This window comes from Hamadaea flava (genome assembly GCF_024172085.1).
GTDB classification, from domain to species: domain Bacteria; phylum Actinomycetota; class Actinomycetes; order Mycobacteriales; family Micromonosporaceae; genus Hamadaea; species Hamadaea flava.
Map to the genome: position 1 here is coordinate 5818931 of NZ_JAMZDZ010000001.1, position 19085 is coordinate 5838015.

Sequence of the window (19085 nt, forward strand, 5' to 3'; positions counted from 1 at the left end):
TGAAGCCCGGTTCGCCTGCACCGCAACGACTTCGCCCCTACTACCCGCCGAGACGGAACCTTCGGACATGCTGATCGCACCACGCCATGTACACCTGCACGCCCCGGCCGTGGAGGTGACGTTGTCGTCACGACCGGCGCGGCCCGCCAACGATCGGCTGCGATCGGCTCGGCGGGCGCGACGCTCACCTTCGGGCTCCGGGCGGGTCCTGTCGCGTCAGGAGTTGGCCGACGCGTGCAACGAGATCCTTGACGCGATGTACGCCACGGCCGGTCACGCCCCCCGGTGGGCGGGCATGAGCGCCAACTACGTCGGCGCGCTGGAACGCGGCGAGGTCCGCTGGCCCAACGAGAACTACCGGGCGGCACTGCGGACATACTTCAACGCCACCAACGCCGACCTTGGCCTCTACATCGACCGGCCCGAAAGCCCCGCCTCGGCCGAACCGTCGCCGGCCGGGCGCAAGGCCGCGTGATGGCCCTGGCGTAGCGCTCGGAACGCTTGCGGTTCTGGTTCACGGTCGTCGTCGTGGTCTGGATCGTGGCGGCCTTCGTGGTGCGGCTGCGCCTTCGGCCCGCACGCACACCGGTGACCGCTGCGACACGGCCGCGTGCCGCCACGACGGGCGGAGGCGATGCCGCCTGTCGTGGCGGTTGGCTACACGCCGTCCCCCCGTGGAGAGATGAAACCCGCAGGGAGTCTGGATAGGTTGATCTCGTCTTGCGCCGCCTGTCAGGTCGCATATGGGCAGGTCGCCCACCTGACAGGCGGCAGGTCGGCGGCTCGTGCGGGTCCTCGTCTCGCTGCTTCGCGAAGCGAGTACCCGGCTGAGGGTGAACCGAGAGCCCGAACGCATCGGCGAGAAACCTGACAGTCCGTGCGCCGCCCCGTCAGGAGGTCGGGCCTACGGAATGAGCGTGGCAGAATCGCTGCATGACGCTTCGTGCCCGAGTCGACATCAACGAGAACTTGACCTACGGCGACCTTTTCGACTTCGTGGACCTTGTTCGAGACAGCGACGTTTCACCGGACGATGTGGTGAAGCAGATCCGTGCCGATCACCACGGCGAAGACCTAGGCTTGGAGGCGTTCGAGGCAGACGTCACCGTCCCGCAGGTCCGGTCCGTGGTCCTGTACGGCTACGAAGTACGACAGCTCCTCGGCACGCTGGAAGAGATCATCGACAGCGAGGGAGACGCCCGGTCGGCTCTCGGCGCGCTCACCCGGCTACGCAAGCGGCTCATCGGGCTCGACGACTGATCATCGAGGTCGTTCGATCGATTGTGCGCCGGTTCAGCCGCGCCATTGACGGTAAGTGAAGTACCCAGTTACCACGGCCACCACGACACCGATCACGGTCCAGATGGTCGCAGCCTTGGACCATCCGGATTCTTTGGATTCTGCGGGCGGTGTGACGGTGACGGTGGCATTGCCGCCGTCCGTGGCTTGCGCGGTGTTGATGTTGACGATGTTTCGCTTGCCGCCGTGCAGGACGACGCTGACGGCTTCGGCGGCTGCCTCCTTGGAGGGAACGGTAGTGCCCGCCGGCCGCGTCGAGCGCATCTCGCTGGCTAACCGGACGAGGGTGGTGCGTATCAGGTCGAGCGTGCCCGCGATCTGGGCGGTACTCACGCTCCAGTAGATGCGCTCAATCCCGCCGCCTTGCTGGTGGTTCATATACGTCACCAGATCGGCGGCCCCGGGCGGCTGGAGGCGCACGAACGTTTCGCCGTTGCGATCGGCGTTGCGCAGTAAAGCTTCGAGCTCGCCCACACCACGCGCAAGCGGCACCTCGTTGGTGATGTGGTCGCGAGCGAATTCCGGAAGCTGCCAACTGCTGATCTGCTGACCTTCGATCTTGTGCCACGCCGTCTGACCATCGATGAGGATGGGCGCGTGGACGATCCGATACTCGGGGAGCTTGGTTTCGTCCCGATATCCTGTGGCCTCGTCGCTGGCCCAGTCCCGCAGCTCGGCGCTGCCAGTGGCACCACCGAGCGCGATGCATTTGCGAAGCAGCGACGCCATCGGGACGCGATCGTCAGCGGCACCCCGCGTGATCTCGGCAAGAAGATCCGGCTCCTTGGTCACGCGTCCATTCTGCGCGGACCGTCCGACGAGACCAGAGCCGGGCTCGCCGCGCCGCCGAACTCGCCGCCCAGGCGGAGGCGGCCCGCGACGCAGTCATGTCGCATCCCCCTGTGGAGAGTGAATCCCGGTAGGGAGTCGGCCTGGGGTGATCTTGGCTGTCAGGTGTGCGGCGGTGACGGATACGCAGGCGGGGCACGTGACAGGCCCGCCGGGCGGGTTGCTGTTCGGCGACGCCCCCTGCGGAGTCCCCAGGTGTAAGGACGAACGGAGCCCCCGGCGGCGCGCCGAGCTGCGGACCTTCCGGACCTGACAGGCGGTGTCTCGGCGGTGGTCGGGCGGGCTGGGAGGGGTGGCTGGGCTCGCCTGAGGCGGCGGTGGGGTGTCAAGCTGTGGGGGTGAGCTCTGACGCCGACCGTGTGCCCGCCTGGACGATCGAGGCGGCGGTTGCGCGTATGCGGGCGGCGACCAAGGCCCTGGACGGCCCGGCGGGCCAGATCCCGGCTGGGCATGAGTACGTCGGCGGGCTTGGGTTCTTCCGGGTGTGGCGGCGCGGCCAGCAGGCCGCCACACCACCTGCCGGGGTGAGCGAGGACGCACGGGCGCGGCGCAGGTTCGCCGAGCGGCTGGCCGACACGTTCGCCTACCCGGGGGCGGACGTTGCCCGTTACGGGCACGGCGGGGACTTCGTCGGCGAGTCCAGCGAATACGTGCCGGTCGCCGCGTCGCCTCTTGCCCTGCGGGTCATCGCGCAGGCGGAGGCGGTCACCGAGCAAGTCGCGACGATCCTCGGCGAGACCCGCGTGTACGCGACTGGTGCGGCCGGTGTGGTGGTGCTCGTGCACGGGCCGGACTGGAGTCTGGTGTTCGAACACGACACGATCGAGACCACGATCCGCGTGTGCGGCGACGAGTGGGACGAGGTCGCTCTCGCCGTGGATGAGGACCCCGATCCGCAGGTCCAGGCCCGGCTCCTCGCCATGGTGCAGGACGTGCTGTGGCAGTTGCAGCGGACCTCGGTCGGCGGGGACCGGTTCGCCGAAACCCCGACCGGCTCCGGCGACCAGTAACCCCGTCGTTCGCTCCTATCTGCTAGTCATGTTGTGCCGCAACGTTGTCGGCCCGTTCATGGGCCAACCGGTCGGCGACGAGCTTGATCGCCCGATGCTGGCGCATCCGCGCGGCCGGTTCGGTGAGTCCCAGCACGGCGGCGGCCTCGGCAAGCGAGTAGCCGACGATGTGGGTCAAGGCGATGAGCTTCGCGTCGACCTGGGCCAGGCGCTGCCCAGGGCGCTGCCGTGCCGTTTCGGTGACCAGCCGGGCGAGGACCGAGTAGGCGTCGGCGCGGCCGGGCTCATCGTGGCGGCGGCTGTGGGTGTTGCCGTCAGGCAGGATCTCGTGCAGCAGCTCGAATGTGGCCAGGTCGAGGTTGCGCCGGTCGCGGTTGTGCCGGTTCCACCGCCGGGTGGTCACCATGTAGACGCAGTGATCACGCAGCCGGGCGAACACGTACGGCTTGGCCAGGTCGAACCCGAACACGTCCCGGCCGGTCTGGTCGGGTTCGGTGCGGTGCAGTTCGATGACCATCTCGGCGGCGAGGACGTGTTGCACGCTGGCTTTGACCGTGGGCGGCTTGGCCGGGGTGAGCTTGTTGGCCTGTTTGAGCAGGCCCCGGCGGGCCAGCCCGAGGGCGTAGAGGTTCCACAGTCCGCGGTGGGCTCGGGTGGCCGAGATGACGTAGCTCCACACCCGATCGACGAGGTCGGCCGGGGCGGTCTTCGGGCCGATGACCGCCATGACGTACGGGACGCTGAGCCCGCCTTCGCCGGGGTCGTCGGCGGGGTCAGGCAGCGGCGCGCTCGGGTCGAGGACGGCGTCCGGCACGGTGGGCCAGCCGAGGCGGCGCGAGAGCCAGTCGATCTGCTCCAGGGGGTAGAACGGCCAGGTGTGCTCGTCGTCCGGTGTGGGCGCAGGGTCGAGCGTGCCGGTGTCGGTGTCCCGGCGTTGTGCGGCCCAGGTCGTGTCCGGGCGGGGGCGGGCGGGTGGCCCGTGGCGGATCGGCACAGGGGTGTCCTTCCAGCGGCAACACGTGCGGGTTGTCGAGGAGGCACACCGGAGGCAACGTAGGCGTCAACAAATGGCCGGTCGGCGGTGACCGTGTTCTGCTCCGGCGTGCTGCGATTCCGCCGGGAACCGAACAAGCGTACGAGGCTCGGTGCCGGGATGTCATCCCCGGTCTCGCCCCGTGAACTGCCTTCTTCGCGCCTTCGTGCCCTCGGGTGATCACCGGCAGCCGGTCGTCACCACCAGAGGCAAGACTAGATCGTCAGCCTATCGACCGGCACGAAGCGAATTTCCGCGAACGAATTTCGTTGATCTTGTGATTCCGAGCCAAGATCAATTCCTCTTGAACTATGAGAGCCTTTCCGGCTCGCACCGCCTGTGCCGTCTGGCCAGGCGGTTTCTCTTCTTCGTCCACGCACACGGGCCGTGTGCCTGGACGCCGTTCACCTGGAGCACACCCGTGACCGTTCACACCCTGCCCAAAGCCCCTACGACGTCTGTCCCTGCTCAGTCCACTGTCGCCGATGAAGGGACGTGGTCACGATTCCGACGACGCTGATCCTGCTGGCGGCCTGGCTGGCCGCCGGAAAGCCCTCGCCCGCTCCGTCTCCGAAGCCGGGCACGAGCCGACCACCGGAACCCGGCGATCTGGCTCACCGGCTGCTTGCCAGCGTGCTCGGTTGGCTGCACGCCCACGCGGCGCTGCTGGTCTTCGCCGTGGTGCTGACCGTCGCGATCGTGGCGGCGGTATGCGTGGCACGCCGCGCGCTGTGGCGGCGCGCGGTCGCGGCCGGTACCTGGGTCGAAGTGGTCCCGCCCCGGCAAACCCCGATCGGCCAGTCCGCCGCCGCGTGGAAACTGTTGTCCTCTTTGGTGGTGCGGGCACAAGGCGGCTGGCACCTAGTCAAGCCGCCCCTCGCGATGGAGGTCCACGGCGACGGCGGACGCCTTGCCCTGACCGTCTGGGTGCCCGCCTGGATCACCACCTCCGCCGTCGCGACGGAGGTACGCATGGCGTGGCCGGGCGCGACGACGCGCCCGTTCACCCCGCCGACTGGTGGTGACGGCTGGCACGCCGCCGGTTACCACCTGATCCCAACCCACACCGACCTCGGCCCGCTGGTCGACGAGACCAGCATGGGCCGCGACGCCCGTGATGCCGATCCGCTGCGGCCGGTGTTCGACGCGCTTCGTCACCTCGGCGGGCCGAACGTGCTGCAAGTCCTCGCCAGACCAGCAGGCGACCGGCGCATCAACGCCCTCGCCTCGGCGGCCCGGCGTCCGGCCAAGCCCCGTCGGCCGATCGGAGTCCACGCTGCCGATCTGGTGGTCAAGCTGCTGCTGTGGCTGCTCCGCACGGCGCTTGACCTGCTCCAGAACCTCGGCTATGGCTCCAGGCGGCGCACAGCCGGCGGCGAGGCATACCGGCCGCCGGACGCGTTGCAGCGGGCGCAGATGCGCCGCGCGGCCGACAAGCTCGCCGCCGGGCCACATCTGCTCGTCGCGATCCGCACCCTCGCGGTGCGGCCCGCACGCGCGTACGCGCGGGCCGAAGCCCGCACGGTGGCCCACGGGTACGCGGTGGCCACGAAACTGCGCCCACGGCGGCTACGGCGGGCTCTGTGGCTGGTCACCGAACGCTACGCCCACCGAGGTCACTGGCTGTTGGCGACTGCCTCGGAGCTGGGGGTGCTGTTCCACTTCCCGGCCGACCCCGCCCGGCACGGGTTCCCCGTCGCCGCGCTCACCCGCCCGTTCCCCACTGACGCCGCTGAGATTCATCCCGAGCGGCCGACCGCGCACACCTCCGGCTGGACCGGCCACCGGTGGAGCGCCCCCAAAGGGCTCGCCATCATCGACGACGAGCCGGACGAGATCGACCCGATCGCCTACCTGACAACCCATGGAGACCATCACGATGAACGCTGACCAACCATCCACAACAGACACACGCGAGCGCGGGCCGGAGAATTCTCCGGCCCGCCTTCTTCTTCGCCCGTTCGGCGACCCGTCCCGCACGCGTCCCAAACCGCTCGGTATCAGCGACGCCGACACCTCGGGGGCGCTCGTCGGCCTGCACGTCGTTGATGCCCGTCACCATTTGCACGTGCTCGGGCCGACCGGCACCGGCAAATCCACGCTGCTGCTCAACTACACGATGAGCGAGGTTCGGGCCGGGCGCGGCGTGGCCGTGTTCGACCCGAAAGGCGATCTCACCAGGGATCTGCTCGACCGGCTCCCACCCGAAGCCGCCGAGCGTCTGGTGCTCATTGATCCGGACGAGACGCAGGCGCCGGCCGCGCTGAACCTGCTCCAGCTCGCCGAGGACCCGTATGACACCGCCGATCAGCTCGTCGGGGTCATGGCCAAAGTGTGGGCGAGCACATGGGGGCCACGCACCGACGACCTGGCCCGCCACGCCCTGCTCACGCTGATGCGGCTACCGGGGGCGAGCCTGGCCGACCTGCCGACCCTCCTCGCGAACCCGCGCCTGCGGCAGGCGGCTCTACGGCGAGCTGACGACCGCGACGACGACGGCTGGGGCGTGGACCTGCACGCCTTCTGGTCCTGGTGGGACTCCCAATCGCCCGCGTTGGCCGCGCAACAGCTCGGGCCGCTGCTGTCCAAGCTCCGCGCGGTGCTGTCACGGCGGTTCGCCGCTGGACTGTTCGGCGTACCGCGTTCCACTTTCCGACTGGAGGAGATCCTCAATGGCGGCATCCTGCTCGTCCGGCTGCCCAAGGCCATGGGCGATGACACCGTCCGGCTCACCGGGTCGCTGCTCCTGGCGGCGTTACTGCACACCGCCGGACGCCGCGCCGCCGTGCGCGAAGCCGAACGGCTCGACGCGTCGCTGATCGTGGACGAATGCCACCAGTTCGTCAACCTGCCGATCGGGCTCGATGACGCACTCGCCGAAACCAGGGCGCTGCGGCTGTCGATGCTTCTCGCGCATCAGCACCTCGGCCAGTTGTCCAAGCCGGTCCGTGACGCGATCGACGCCAATGCCAGGTCGAAGGTGTACTTCGCCCTCGCCCCGGCCGATGCCGACGCGCTCGTGCACCACGTCAAGCCGTACTTCGCCGCCGACGACCTGATCCACCGCGACGCCTACGGCATGGTCTGTCGCCTGGTGATCCGGGGCCGCAACGCCGAGCCGTTCACCCTCCGCGCCCGGCCCGCACCGCCGGTGTGGCCCGGCCGCGCCGAGCTGCTACGAGCCGCCGCCCGCAACCGCGGACTGCCGCTCGACGAACGGCGCAAGCTCGCCGACGCCCGCCGTCTCGGCCCGGCTGTCCAACGAGCCCGCCGCACCCAACAGCCTGATGAGCTGGATCTGTTGGACGCCGACAGGTCCGCTGACAGCGGGCCGATCCTGCCGCCGGGAGGAACCCGGTGACCTGGCCCCTCAATCGCACCCTCACTCCAACCCTCGTCTGGTTTGGGGCCGCCGACAGAACCTCCGACCCTGCCATGCCTGACAGCGCAGCTCACGGCTGGTCTGTGACTGCCACACGAAAGAGAGACATATGAGATGACCTACCCAGATATCTACAACCAGATCCGAGCCTTGCGGGCCGCCCCGCGCGGCGGGGCGAACATCGCCGACGAACTGCGTCGCCTCATGCCCCGCGACCGGTGGCTGATCGACCTGCTTGGCCAGCACCGCGTCTTCACAACCGAACAGATCAACACCCTCGCGTTCGACAACCTGCACACCGCCCGCAACCGCCTCGTCCTGCTCAACTCCCGAGGCATCCTGGCCCGGTTCCGCAACGCGATCCGGCCCGGCAGCGAGCAATGGCGCTGGACCCTTGACCTGCTCGGCGAGGTCTACCTCGCCAGCCGCGACGACCAGAACCCGCCCCACTTCACCACCGTTCGAAACAAGATCAACAAACTGTCGGTCAATCCGCAGCTCAACCACCGCCTCGCCGTCAACGGTCTGTTCGTCGAGCTGATCGGTCACGCCCGCACCACTCCCGGCGCGGCCCTGACCGCCTGGCGGTCGGCCAAAGACTCCTTGGCGATCACCGGCGACTTGGTCCGCCCGGACGGCTTCGGCGACTGGACCGAGCACGGCCGGCGGATCACCTTCTGGCTGGAGCAGGACCAGGGCACCGAGTCCACACGCCGCATCCTGGCCAAACTCGACAGCTACGACGCGTTCACCCGCGCCTCCGGCCGCCGCGACGCGGTCCTGTTCCGGATGTCCGGCCCCCGCGCCGAGGCATCGTTTCGCGCCCGGCTCGCCGAACACCCCGCCGTCGCGGGCGGACGGCTGCTCGTGGCCACCACAGGCGGCAACCAGGGCCACCCGGCCGCCGCGATCTGGCAGCCCGCCACCAGTGGGCAGCGAGTCCGGCTCGCCGAACTCGCCGACCACCTCCCGACCTGACAGACAGGTCCCGTGTCAAGCCCTGCAAGGTTCTGTCAGACCGCCCCTGACCTGCCCTGTTAGACCGTGTCAGGTCGTGACAGGTCAGCGAAGGCGAAGCACGGCAAGCCTCTGCGGCTCGCCACACACCATCCCATGTCACAGCGGCGGCGGACCTATGGTCCGCTCGTGGCCCAGCACATTCCAGAAAGGACACCCAGCCATGTCCAAGCCGCAGCGCACTCACCGTATCCATCGAGTACACACCAAGGAGCCCTATGGCTGAACGCAGTCCGAGCGGCACCCCTCAACGCCGTACTGCAACCACACCACGCATCCCACGGCCCCGGCGAGCCGACCACGACACCATCGGAGACAACCCCGACACCGACGACACCACGAGCGCGCCCGCACCAGTGGGCGCGCTCGTGCGCTACCTGACCGACCCCGCCATCGAGGAAGCCATTCAAGCCTTCGTCGCCACCGCACCACCCATGAGCGAGGTCAAACGCGCCAAACTCGCCCGGCTGCTCGGCACCGACCGGTGCAACCTCGAACCCAGAGATTGACCGCCTGTCCGGTGTCAAACTCGCACCGTATGAGGCGGCGCACCGCGCGAGGCGGCGACGTCGCGGCGTGCCGCCTCACCCGGGCAAGCGGCGAATAACAACGCCCAACCAGCGCGGTTGCATGTCAGAGGGCTTCAGCGGAAGCTCCCACGAGACTAAAGACCCGGCCTCGCCGGCTTCGCGAGTTGCTTTGCCCTGCAGACAACCGTGGGTGACGATCGTCCGATGCCAGCACTGAGGAATGCCAGGCTCGAACAACTCCTGGGCGGCCAGATCAATGACAACCTCACCTACGGTCAGATCAAAGCGCTGATCCCCAACGTTGGCGAGGCTCCCGACTTGGACTTCAAGCGCGATCTGTACGACACGAAGGACAGCGGTCGCAAGTCGATGTGCAGCGACGTCGCGGCGCTCGCCAACGCCAACGGTGGGGTTCTGATCCTTGGCATGGACGAGGACTCGCAGGGCCGGGCCCACACGGACACGGGTGTTTCGATCGCCGATAGCGAGAAGAGCCGAATCTGGCAGACCGTACTCGATGTCGTCCGTCCAAAGCCCCAGTTCGGGGTCATAGCCGTAGAAGACCCCGACAGACCTGGAACCGGCTTCCTGATCATTTGGGTCGCGCCCAGCGCCGACCCACCGCACGCCCTCGTCATGCCGAACAAGTCGTTGCTGTACCCGCGCCGAATCGGCACCAGGACCGTTCATCTTTCGGAGACCGAAGTGGCGGAGGGCTATCGGGCACGGTTCGCCGGACTGGCTGACCGACTCGGGCACGCGAAACAGATCGAGAAAGACTTCGCGCCCAGCATCGACCCCAGCAGAGTGTTCGTCGTCGTGACACTCGTGCCCGACATCCCCGGCGCGTTCTCGATCGACACGGCCACGTTCCGTGCGTTCGAGCAGAGCATCCTCACAAGAAGGCCATTGGCGTTTGGTATCCCTGTTGTCCGCGGGTTCACCCGCGCCACAGTGCGCCACCGGCGGCTCGTCGGAGTCTCATCGTGGCAGCCAGGCAAGCCATACCAGGGTGCCGCCTGCGAACTTCATCACAACGGAAACGGCGTCTACGCCGCCGAAGTCGAGTCACATGCGCGTGACCTGTCAGATACGCCTTCGCTGGTCGACAGCCAGCAACTGGTCCTGAACATTGGCGCCGCGTTGCGACACCTGGCGCTGCATGCACGTGACCGGACCAGCGCCGGGGGCATGGCGAATCTTCGCGCCACGATCATCGGTGGCCCGCGCCCTGGCTTGGCGCTCGTCTCGAACCTCAGCTATCAGAACGAGCAGGTCGGCACCCACGTAGCAACAGCCCAACCGGAAGCCGACGCTCTAGCGGACATCGACGAACTTTGTGAAGCCAAGGCTGGCCACGTAACGGCAACCTATCGGCTCGCGAGCGGTCTGTTTCAAGAATTCGGCAGGCCGGAAGCTCCGCTCCTAACGCCGAGCGGAGACATCCGACTGCCTTACTGGGGTCGCGACGAACAGCGCATGATCTCAGCGTGGGCAGCGGAGTCCGGGGTCGGAACCGTTGCTACTGAGATCAACTAACGGCATCAACGACCTCGGCGCACGGGCCGCGCGAGCTGCACAGACCTCGCATCTGCGTTCACAGATGCAGCCGAACAACGACCAACACGCGGGGCGGTGTCCCAACCGGATGCCATCCCGCGTCAAGTTCGGACGACTGAGCTGGCTATGCGTATCAGGCGGGCAACGTGAGCCTCACGTTCAGGCTGTCCGCGGAAGGCCGCAGCTCGATCGGAGGGCGGATCGACGAGGCGCACTGGCGACCCAAATCGCCAAGGGCTCGCACCCAGATCGCCGCGTAGAACTCCCACCAGGACCCGAACGAGAGCACAAGGTGACGGCGAACCTTACTCGTCGTGTCCGCGTCGAGCAGCGACAGGTCGAGCGCGAGGGCGGTCCGAACGACTAGCTCGTCCCAAGCACGCTCTGGCGCGACGCGGGCGCGCGCTTCGTCCTCTGGCGTCACAGGATTGAGTTGCTCCGGAGCGATCTTGCCGTGTGCGCGGTCGAGATGATGGTAGCGCTCGCCTTCGCCGTAACGCCCCAGAATTGCGAGTAGTTCTCCGATCACTGGATCGGCGGCGACGAACTCAGCGAGCATCCGCAGCCATCCCCAGGTGGCTATGACGTCCTCGGCTGCTTCGGATACCGATCGGCGCACCTCGGGTTCGAACAGGTCAACACGGTGACCGCGGCGCTCGGGCGGGAGGGTGCCGTGGGCGTGCAAGTGCGCCAGGATGCGGGTGAGCTTGACCAGAGTCTCGCTGCCACGTGCCAGTGATTGAAGCACGACATCGAGATCAGGCGAGCGATACTCAGAGGAGGCGAGCATCTGAAGGCCGTGCGTAAGATTGCGCTGTGTTGCGCTCATCTGCTCAATGAGGGCAAACAACTGCGGCCGAGGCAGAGAATCCACGCTTCCATTGTGCGCGATTGTCGTAAGCGCGTCGTCAGGTTTGTCCGGTCGGTGATCATGACCCGCGCTGGCGCCCTTGGGGGAGCTGACCACTATGGGCCTTGTTGCGAACGTGGTCAGCTTCCAGCCCATCGGTGGAAGACTCGTTCGTGTTGCCCAGAGACCACAGACAGGAGGGTGATGTGCCGGTCAAGCCGAGGTGGTAGTGGATGTCGCGTCCGCTGTGGCGAGACGACGATGAAATAGCTCCTCCAGCGTCTTGAACATCAGCTGGACGGACTCCACGTAATCCAGCACCACCCGTGGACTCGCCTCGAATTCAGCATCGAGGTCACCGCTTCCCCGGTCGTCTGCATCGAAGTTGCCCATGTTTATCCCTACTAGGGACTGCCCATGCGTCATACCGCTAGCTGTGGACCAGGCCCAATAGGCGCGCAACTGCCCCAACTGCGGAATGTGTTCACCCGCAGCCGCCACGATAGATGTGAGTGCGAGCCGGCGATCAACCTCGACCCCTGTAGCTGCTGTAACCTGCGCAAGCCTTGCCCGAAGTTGATCACACGCAGCATCGTGTTCGTGAATGCCGGGGTAGTTCGGGTTCCCGGAGTACTTCTTCACATTCCTGCCGAATTTCGCCGCATCGGATAGTTCCGACTCCCAGGAAGCGAGCGTCCGCTGAATGCGTACGGTGGAATCTTCCGGTCCGAGAATCCATATCGCGGTCAGCAAATTCTCGATGATCGGCCGGAACAACATGTAGTCGACGTGCACCCCGAGTCCATGGTCTCTGAACTTGTACGACCATGAGCGAGTTGCCTCGCAGGCGGCGACCGTGGCGTAGATGGCCTTGGAGGAGACGCGGAATGGCGCAGTGAGAGCATCATCCTGTCCCAGGGCGCAGGCCGGATCGACAAGCGGGATGCCAGCTTGGAGCCAGGAGTCGGAGGTACGAAGTAGCTCGAACGCAAGCCTTTGTAGGGACGTAAACGCAAGAGCTTCTGCCTCATCGGAGGCTTTGCGTTGACTCACGACTGGCACGTCTGCACGCTTCCTTCTGACGGAAACCGGGAAGAGGTCTCGGATTGGCTGATCAGTTCCGTCGCAGACTGGTCGGCGTGCCGACCTCCGAGCCTACCCGGTGAACCCTAGCGGCATTGGCGTTGGCATTCCGACCCAAACACGCGCCAATGTCATCCTCGATCAGGCGACCGATCGTCGGCTCGACGCCTTGGACGTCGAGCGCGGTGTGGGCCGCCGGCCCGCGACGATTGTCACGCCCAGGTGACGGGTGTTAGCTCCGGTCGGCGATGGCGCCGGGGAAGACGGAGTTCACATCGTCCGTCCACTTTTCAACGGGGGCGTCGTCGTGCCCGTGGAACTGCACGATATTCAACAGCGCTGTGTAGAACATCTGCGTCACAAGTCGGCCTATCTTAACGAGCTCCTCGAACTCGAACACCCGGGCGGCGGCACCATCACCGATATCGACAAGTTGCGCGACGCTGGCGCTCATGCCCTGCGGGTGGGCCTGCAACGCGAGGTATTCGTAGATGGCGCCGCCGTTGAGATCGATGCCGCATGCGGTCGCCCAGTGGGCGGCGACCTCGGTGAAGTTCAGGTACCTCTCGCCTTCGAGCGTGATGTTGAGCTTCACCTTCGGCGCGTCCTCCAGCCGGAACCATTTACCCAACTGCTTAATCAGTTCCTTCCGCTGCTTCTTGGTCTGCTTGCTCAGTTCGGAGGAGTCCCAGTCCTCGACCCGGTACTTGACGGCCGCCACCCTCATGTCGAAAGTGTTCAGCTCCGTGAGCCACTGCCGCGCGCAGCGCCTGCGATGACTGACGTTCGGGTCGAGGAGCCAGGTGGAGCGGGTCATGAACTCGACCGCGGCCCGCGCGAGCGTCACCGGTGACTCCATGAACTCGCCCGCCTGGAACAGGATGCCGAGGCCGACGAGGTTGTTAACCGCCTGCTGGACCCAATTGATGGCGAGCTTGCTGGGCTCATGCGGAAGCCCGCTCGGCCAGGGCTCGTCCGCGTCGTGGCAGCGCTGGATGGCCTCGAAGTCCTGCGAGGCCGAAGATCCGGGCCTAGGTGTGCGAAGGCCAGAGTCCCAGACCTGGTAGAAGAGGTCGCGCGTCGACATGAGCAGGCGCCCGATCTCGGCCAGGCGCGCGGCCTGGCCCGAGTCCAAGGTCGTTTCGTACGGCATGACCCAAGATGTTATGAGTCTGTGCGACTCAAGTCGACCGAGTTTCGTCCTGGCTCACCGCTTGACGGTTCACCTTCGACTTCGCTGCTGGGCGCGGCTTGGCCGCCTGCAACGCTGCCGCAACCGGCTGCGCCGCCTGCTCGGTCAGCTCCGGCAGTTGCGCATCGTCGTCGGCCAGCTTCCACCGCCGCCACACCCGATGCGGGCCGAACGTGCGCGTGCCCTTCCCGACCGGGAGCAGCTTCAATTCGAGGACCTCGTTGATGATCTCCCGCTTGCGGGCCACGTCATCGCCGAGTTCCAACCAGTGCTGCTCGGCGTGCGGGCCGATCATCCCGCGCAGCACCGGCGGCACGCCCGCCTCTTTCGCTTCGACCTCGGCTGCGGCGATCTTCTTCGACAGCCCTTTCTCGGCGCGGGCAAACGACACCGCCGTCACGTCGCCCTCCTCTGCCAGCCTGCGCCAGTCCTCCAGTTCGTTGCGCAGTCGCTCGGCCTCGGCGCGGGCTTCGGCCACACCCTGATCGTCGAACCTGCGGTGCAACTGCTCTGCCGTCTGCGGCAGGGCGCAGTAGGCCACCACGATCCTCTCGACGAACTCGTCCAGGTACTCCTTCTTCACCGCCGCGCACCGGCGCAGCATGCACGAGTACACCTGCCCGGTCCAGCCGTGCCGGTTGACATTGGTGCATTGCAGCGGCCCGTCGCAAACCCCGCACTTGACCATGTAGGACAGCAGATAGCGGGCACGGGCGGGCTTCCACGTCGTGCGCTCGGGGTTCTCCAGCATGTTGCGCACCGACCAGTACAGCTCCTCGCTCACCAGACCCTTCCACAGCCCGTCACCGACCACTTCGCCGCGCAACACCCGCTTGCCGATGTACGCCGGGTTCAAGGCGATCTTCCGCACGATGCCGCGCCGCCACACGCCACCCTGCGAGGCGGGGATACCCCGGTCGTTCAAGTCGTTCTCGATCCGGATCAACGGCACGCCCTGGGCGATCTTCTCGAAGATCTCCCGCACGATGCCGGCCTTCGTGAAGGTCTCCGAGGTGCCGCCCTTGCCGACCGCCGTGTGCGGCGTCTCGTCGGGCTGCTGGCGCAGGAACGCCTTCGTCCGCGAGTCGTGGATGCGCTCGTAGCCGTAGGTGAGCTTGCCGTGCGGGCGACCGGCCGCCGCCGCGCCGTCGATACCGCGCTTGACGTTGTCGCGGATGTAGTCGGACTGGAACTCCGCCTGCACCGCCTGAAACCCCAGGAACATGCGGTCGTTGCGGTCGCGCAGGTCGAACAACTGCCCGCCCACCAGCCAGAAGTACAGCCCCACCTCGTAGCACAGATCCCGGATCTGCACGTAGACGCCAAGGTCCCGCTCCTTGCGGGAGATCTCCCACACCACCAGCACGTCATCGGTGCCGGTGCGGATGCGCTCCATCAGCTTCTCGAACTCGGGTCGGTCCTTGGTCGCGTGCCGCGACGCCGACCGGTCGTTGTCCCAGAACGACTTCCCGTGCCGCCACCCGTGCCGGGACACCTCGGCAAGGTTCAGCTTGCGCTGATCCGTGACCGACTTGCCCTGCTCCTTCTTGTCCTGGCTGGCCCGCTCGTAAGTCAGCGCCGAAACCAGATCCCCGCCAGCGAGGAGGTCCGATTTGGATTCCCATACCCGCCGCCGCGTCGCACGTCGTACCATGTCCGTATCACCAGCCCATCGGTCTCTACCTGTTAGGGACCAGCTTAGCTGTTATCGACCCTTGGGAGTTCCCGCGGAGATCCCGAGCAGCTCCGCGGTCTCCTCGACCGACTGGCCGAAGTAGAAGCGCAGGACGATCACGGCGCGCTGCTTCGGCGCCAGCCCTGCGAGCAGTTCGATGACGTCGCCGGAGTCGGCCGGTTCGGCGTACGCGCCACTCGGTTCGGGTGGCGAATCGGTCGGATGTTCTCGCCGCCAGGGCCGCCGCCGCTCGTCGAGCCAGGAATGCGTGAGCATGCGCTGCGCGTACGCGTCGGGGTTGTTGGCCGCGGCCACCCGCCGCCAGTTCTGGTAGAGCTTGCCGATCACGACCGCCGTGAGGTCGTCGGCGAGATGCCAGTCGTGACAGAGCAGGTACGCCGCACGCCGCCACCGGTCCATCCGGGCCCGCACGAAGGCGCGGAACTCGATCTCGTCGGACTTGTTCACTCAGCCTCCCCATCGTCGAACGAACGACGGAATCGACGCGGATTCAGGTTGCATCGAGCGAGCGGAAGACGCGCGGCGAAAGGGCGTCCGGGCGGACTCTGCAATCTGGGATAACTCGCCCCTGGAGGGGGCGGCTTCCCCGAATGGAGCATCGGCTCGCCTCGTGCTGCTGACGCTCGCTTCGGGTCAGTTCCTGATGGAGTTGGACAGTTCGGTCATGAACGTCTCAGCCGAAAGGCAGCGACAGCCCAGAGCCGTCCACCCGACTGTGATGTCCGGATCTTGCAGAACACCGTCATTGCCGCCAGCCGAGTCACCAGGTCAGGATGGGTTCATGCCCAGCACCCGCCGCGTCGTCATCCCGGTGTTCCCGGGCGTCGACCTGCTCGACGTCACCGGCCCGGCCGAGGTCTTCGCGCTGGCCAACCAGGAGCGCGGAGACGCGGCCGGCTATCAGGTCGACCTCGTGGGGCGTACCCGTGGTGAAGTGCGGACGTCGGCGGGCCTGAAGCTGGTCGCGGACCTGTCGTTCGACGAGATCGACGGGTGGACACGTTGCTGGTCCCCGGGGCGATCGACGCGGCCGCCAGTGGATCGACGGCGCGGGTGGACGCGGACGTGGTCGCGTGGATCGCTCGCGTCGCGCCGCAGGCTCGACGCGTCGTGTCGGTATGCGTCGGCGCGCACCTGCTCGCCGCGGCCGGACTGTTGGACGGCAAGACCGCGACCGCGCACTGGTCGACGGCGGCGCAGCTGGCGGCCGACCACCCTGAGATCACCGTGGACCCCGACCCGATCTTCGTCCGCTGTGGCAGCGTCTGGACCGGCGCCGGGATCAGCGCCTGCATGGATCTCGCGCTGGCGCTGGTCGCCGAGGATCTGGGGGAGGGGGTCGCCCTGACGGTGGCCCGGCAGTTGGTCATGTATCTCAAGCGGCAGGGCGGCCAGAGCCAGTTCTCGGTTCCGCTGAGCCGACCGCCCGGGACCCGCCGCGACATCGACGAGCTGCGGATGTTCATCGTCGACCACTTGGACGGCGACCTGTCCGCCACCACCCTCGCGGCCCGGATGTGCCTGAGCGAGCGCCACTTCGCGCGGGTCTTCCGCCGCGAGACCGGGACCACGCCGGGCGCCTATGTCGAGGCCGTCCGGGTGGAAGCGGCCCGCCGCCTCCTCGAGAGCACCGACCAGCCCTTGGCGCAGGTCGCCACCGCATGCGGGCTCGGCTCGGTGGAAACCCTCCATCGCGCCCTGCGCAAGCAGATCGGCACGACGCCGGCGGCCTACCGCCGACGATTCCGCCTGACCGCCTGACCCTCTTCCCTCGCCGGTCCGCGCGTCGCGCGAGACCGCGCTTCCCCCTGCCCAGAAAAGGTTCCGTCGATGGTCTTTCCGCAATCATTGAGTACGCTGCGCGAGCGCCCGTATCGGCTGCTGTGGACCGCGCGCGGCGTCTCCGCGCTGGGCAACGCGATGATCCCGGTGACCGTGGTCTTCGCCATCCTTCGCTCCGGTGGCAGCGCCCTCGACGTCGGCCTCGTGCTGACCTGCCAAGCCGTCGGCCAGGTGGCGATGCTGCCGGTGGGCGGAGTCTGGGCCGACCGGCTGTCCCGCAAGCTCGTGCTGATGGCGACCGACGCCATCCAAGCCATCTGTTACGGCCTGCTCGCCGTGCTGACCTTCCTGCAGTACGTGGCGGTGTGGCAGTTCGCCGTCACCTACACGATCGCCGGGATGGCTTCCGCATTCTTCACCCCGGCGTCCCGGGCCGTCATCCCCGAAGTGGTCCGCGCGGAGCAACTGCAACCGGCGAATGCCCTGCTGGGTCTGACGGACAGCACCACCAAGGTGGTCGGCCCGGCGCTTGCCGCCCTGTTGTTGGCGATCTCCAGCCCCGGCACGGCGATCCTCGTCAACGCCGTCAGCTTCCTGCTGAGCTTCGTGCTGCTCGCCCGGATGCGCCCGCACCGGCAGCCGCAGCGCTCCGAGCGACAGAACTTCCTGGCAGATCTGCGCGACGGCTGGCGGGCGGTGGCCCAGCGCCGCTGGTACCTGGCCAACCTGCTCACCTGGGGTGTGTGGAACTTCGCGATCGCGTTCTTCTTCGTCCTGGGCCCGGTCGTGATGCAGGACGGCAACGGCGGAGCCACCGCCTGGAGCGCGATCATGGTCACCGGCTCGGTCGGCTCGATCGTCGGCGGGCTGGCAGCCTTGCACTACCGGCCCCGTCGTCCACTCGTCACCGCGAACGCGGTCGCCGTGCTCGGTGCCGGCCCGCTGGCCCTGCTGGCTCGGCCCGCCCCGGTCTACGCCATCGCGATCGCCGTGGCAGTGGCCTTCGCGATGACGTCGCTGGTCAACGAGGTTCTGGCGACCACACAGCAGCAGTTGTTCCCCGAGGAGTTGCTGGCCAGGGTCAGCTCGCTGGACTGGATGATCTCGATGCTCGCCATGCCCGCCGGCTACGCCGCTGCGGCGCCAGTCGCCGAACTGCTCGGTATGCGTACGACCCTGCTGGTCGCAGCGGTGCTCATCGGCACTCCGTGCCTGCTGCTGAACTTGCTGCCGGGGGTCCGTTCGGTCCAGCGTTTCCCCGACGGCACCATCGGCATCGCCGCATTCGCGAACCGTTGATGGGCACCGCGGCGGCGGTCAGCCGGCGTCGGTGAGCTTTCGCAAGAGCCGCATCAGCTGGCTACGTTCGTCCGCCGACAGCGGTGCAAGCACCCGTTCTTGGACTTCGTCGATGACGTGGTCGAGTTCGCGGAGCCGGGCGTCACCGGCGGCTGTGATCGAGACGATGTTGCGTCGCCGGTTGCTCGGGTTGACCGTGCGCTCGACCAGCCCGAGTTGCTCCAGGTCGCCCAGCACGGCGACGACGTCGCTGCGGTCGACGCCGGTCGCCCGCCCGAGATCGGCCTGACCGACTGGCCCCCATTCCTCCAACGCGGCGAGCAGGCGGTAGTGGTAGCTGCGAAGCCCGGCGCCGTCCGCCGCGAAGCCGTCGTTCAGCAGGCCCCGGGAACGCTCGTAATTCCGGCTGATCAGCCAGGTCACCCGATCACGGATTCGGGACGGGACAGTCGCTGACGGCACTACCTGGTCGTGCACGAACGCAGCGTAGCACTTGTTGGTGT

Annotated in this window: 18 protein-coding genes and 1 pseudogene; 11 read left to right on the plus strand and 8 right to left on the minus strand. The window is 67.4% G+C overall.

Annotated elements, in window-relative coordinates; translation table 11 throughout:
• The first annotated feature begins 67 nt into the window (after positions 1 to 67).
• A complete protein-coding gene (locus HDA40_RS27365) occupies positions 68 to 475 on the plus strand; it encodes a hypothetical protein (RefSeq protein WP_253760673.1) in 408 nt (135 codons plus the stop codon).
• A 458-nt stretch (positions 476 to 933) separates the two neighbouring features.
• Positions 934 to 1260 (plus strand): hypothetical protein, encoded by a 327-nt coding sequence (locus HDA40_RS27370; RefSeq protein ID WP_253760674.1) that lies wholly within the window; start codon positions 934 to 936, stop codon positions 1258 to 1260.
• A gap of 33 nt (positions 1261 to 1293) precedes the next feature.
• Here the strand turns inward: HDA40_RS27370 and HDA40_RS27375 are convergent, their stop codons facing one another.
• Positions 1294 to 2091 carry an AbiTii domain-containing protein gene (locus tag HDA40_RS27375; RefSeq protein WP_253760675.1) on the minus strand — a complete coding sequence of 266 codons (798 nt, stop codon included), beginning with the start codon at positions 2089 to 2091 and terminating at the stop codon, positions 1294 to 1296.
• 395 nt (positions 2092 to 2486) lie between these two features.
• On the opposite strand from HDA40_RS27375, the gene HDA40_RS27380 reads away from it, so the two are divergent.
• Positions 2487 to 3158, plus strand: a complete 672-nt coding sequence (locus tag HDA40_RS27380) for a hypothetical protein (RefSeq protein ID WP_253760676.1) — start codon at positions 2487 to 2489, stop codon at positions 3156 to 3158.
• Positions 3159 to 3180: 22 nt separating this feature from the next.
• Here the strand turns inward: HDA40_RS27380 and HDA40_RS27385 are convergent, their stop codons facing one another.
• Positions 3181 to 4152, minus strand: a complete 972-nt coding sequence (locus HDA40_RS27385; RefSeq protein ID WP_253760677.1) for a sigma-70 family RNA polymerase sigma factor — start codon at positions 4150 to 4152, stop codon at positions 3181 to 3183.
• A 534-nt stretch (positions 4153 to 4686) separates the two neighbouring features.
• Here HDA40_RS27385 and HDA40_RS27390 point away from each other — a divergent pair.
• The 5 genes from HDA40_RS27390 to HDA40_RS27410 all read left to right on the plus strand — a co-directional run bounded on the left by HDA40_RS27390 (position 4687) and on the right by HDA40_RS27410 (position 10659).
• Positions 4687 to 6081: a hypothetical protein gene (locus tag HDA40_RS27390; RefSeq protein ID WP_253760678.1), complete on the plus strand. Its 1395-nt coding sequence runs from the start codon at positions 4687 to 4689 to the stop codon at positions 6079 to 6081.
• Positions 6082 to 6259: 178 nt separating this feature from the next.
• The gene (locus HDA40_RS27395) at positions 6260 to 7552 is read left to right on the plus strand and encodes a type IV secretory system conjugative DNA transfer family protein (RefSeq protein ID WP_253760679.1); all 1293 of its coding nucleotides are present in this window, start codon (positions 6260 to 6262) and stop codon (positions 7550 to 7552) included.
• A 135-nt stretch (positions 7553 to 7687) separates the two neighbouring features.
• Positions 7688 to 8551 carry a replication-relaxation family protein gene (locus HDA40_RS27400; protein WP_253760680.1) on the plus strand — a complete coding sequence of 288 codons (864 nt, stop codon included), beginning with the start codon at positions 7688 to 7690 and terminating at the stop codon, positions 8549 to 8551.
• A gap of 257 nt (positions 8552 to 8808) precedes the next feature.
• Complete coding sequence (locus HDA40_RS27405; RefSeq protein WP_253760681.1) at positions 8809 to 9099, plus strand: hypothetical protein; 291 nt, start codon at positions 8809 to 8811, stop codon at positions 9097 to 9099.
• 225 nt (positions 9100 to 9324) lie between these two features.
• Complete coding sequence (locus tag HDA40_RS27410) at positions 9325 to 10659, plus strand: AlbA family DNA-binding domain-containing protein (RefSeq protein WP_253760682.1); 1335 nt, start codon at positions 9325 to 9327, stop codon at positions 10657 to 10659.
• Between the two features lie 154 nt (positions 10660 to 10813).
• Here HDA40_RS27410 and HDA40_RS27415 read toward each other — a convergent pair whose 3' ends face one another.
• The 5 genes from HDA40_RS27415 to HDA40_RS27435 form a co-directional block, all read right to left on the minus strand.
• Positions 10814 to 11554 (minus strand): hypothetical protein, encoded by a 741-nt coding sequence (locus tag HDA40_RS27415; protein WP_253760683.1) that lies wholly within the window; start codon positions 11552 to 11554, stop codon positions 10814 to 10816.
• A 189-nt stretch (positions 11555 to 11743) separates the two neighbouring features.
• Positions 11744 to 12583, minus strand: a complete 840-nt coding sequence (locus HDA40_RS27420) for a hypothetical protein (protein WP_253760684.1) — start codon at positions 12581 to 12583, stop codon at positions 11744 to 11746.
• Positions 12584 to 12845: 262 nt separating this feature from the next.
• Complete coding sequence (locus HDA40_RS27425) at positions 12846 to 13766, minus strand: hypothetical protein (RefSeq protein WP_253760685.1); 921 nt, start codon at positions 13764 to 13766, stop codon at positions 12846 to 12848.
• Positions 13767 to 13794: 28 nt separating this feature from the next.
• Positions 13795 to 15459 carry a recombinase family protein gene (locus tag HDA40_RS27430; RefSeq protein WP_253760686.1) on the minus strand — a complete coding sequence of 555 codons (1665 nt, stop codon included), beginning with the start codon at positions 15457 to 15459 and terminating at the stop codon, positions 13795 to 13797.
• Between the two features lie 51 nt (positions 15460 to 15510).
• Positions 15511 to 15948, minus strand: coding sequence for a SigE family RNA polymerase sigma factor (locus tag HDA40_RS27435; RefSeq protein WP_253760687.1), 438 nt, complete (start codon positions 15946 to 15948; stop codon positions 15511 to 15513).
• A 334-nt stretch (positions 15949 to 16282) separates the two neighbouring features.
• Between HDA40_RS27435 and HDA40_RS42590 the strand changes: the two are divergent.
• From HDA40_RS42590 to HDA40_RS27450, 3 genes and pseudogenes are all read left to right on the plus strand, one after another.
• Positions 16283 to 16429: pseudogene (locus HDA40_RS42590) on the plus strand (hypothetical protein); the annotation flags it as partial.
• 65 nt (positions 16430 to 16494) lie between these two features.
• Positions 16495 to 17262: a GlxA family transcriptional regulator gene (locus HDA40_RS42595; RefSeq protein WP_372502982.1), complete on the plus strand. Its 768-nt coding sequence runs from the start codon at positions 16495 to 16497 to the stop codon at positions 17260 to 17262.
• 69 nt (positions 17263 to 17331) lie between these two features.
• Positions 17332 to 18582 (plus strand): MFS transporter, encoded by a 1251-nt coding sequence (locus HDA40_RS27450; protein ID WP_253760688.1) that lies wholly within the window; start codon positions 17332 to 17334, stop codon positions 18580 to 18582.
• 18 nt (positions 18583 to 18600) lie between these two features.
• On the opposite strand, the gene HDA40_RS27455 is transcribed toward HDA40_RS27450, so the two are convergent.
• Positions 18601 to 19059, minus strand: coding sequence for a MarR family winged helix-turn-helix transcriptional regulator (locus HDA40_RS27455; RefSeq protein ID WP_253760689.1), 459 nt, complete (start codon positions 19057 to 19059; stop codon positions 18601 to 18603).
• Between the last annotated feature and the right edge of the window lie 26 nt (positions 19060 to 19085).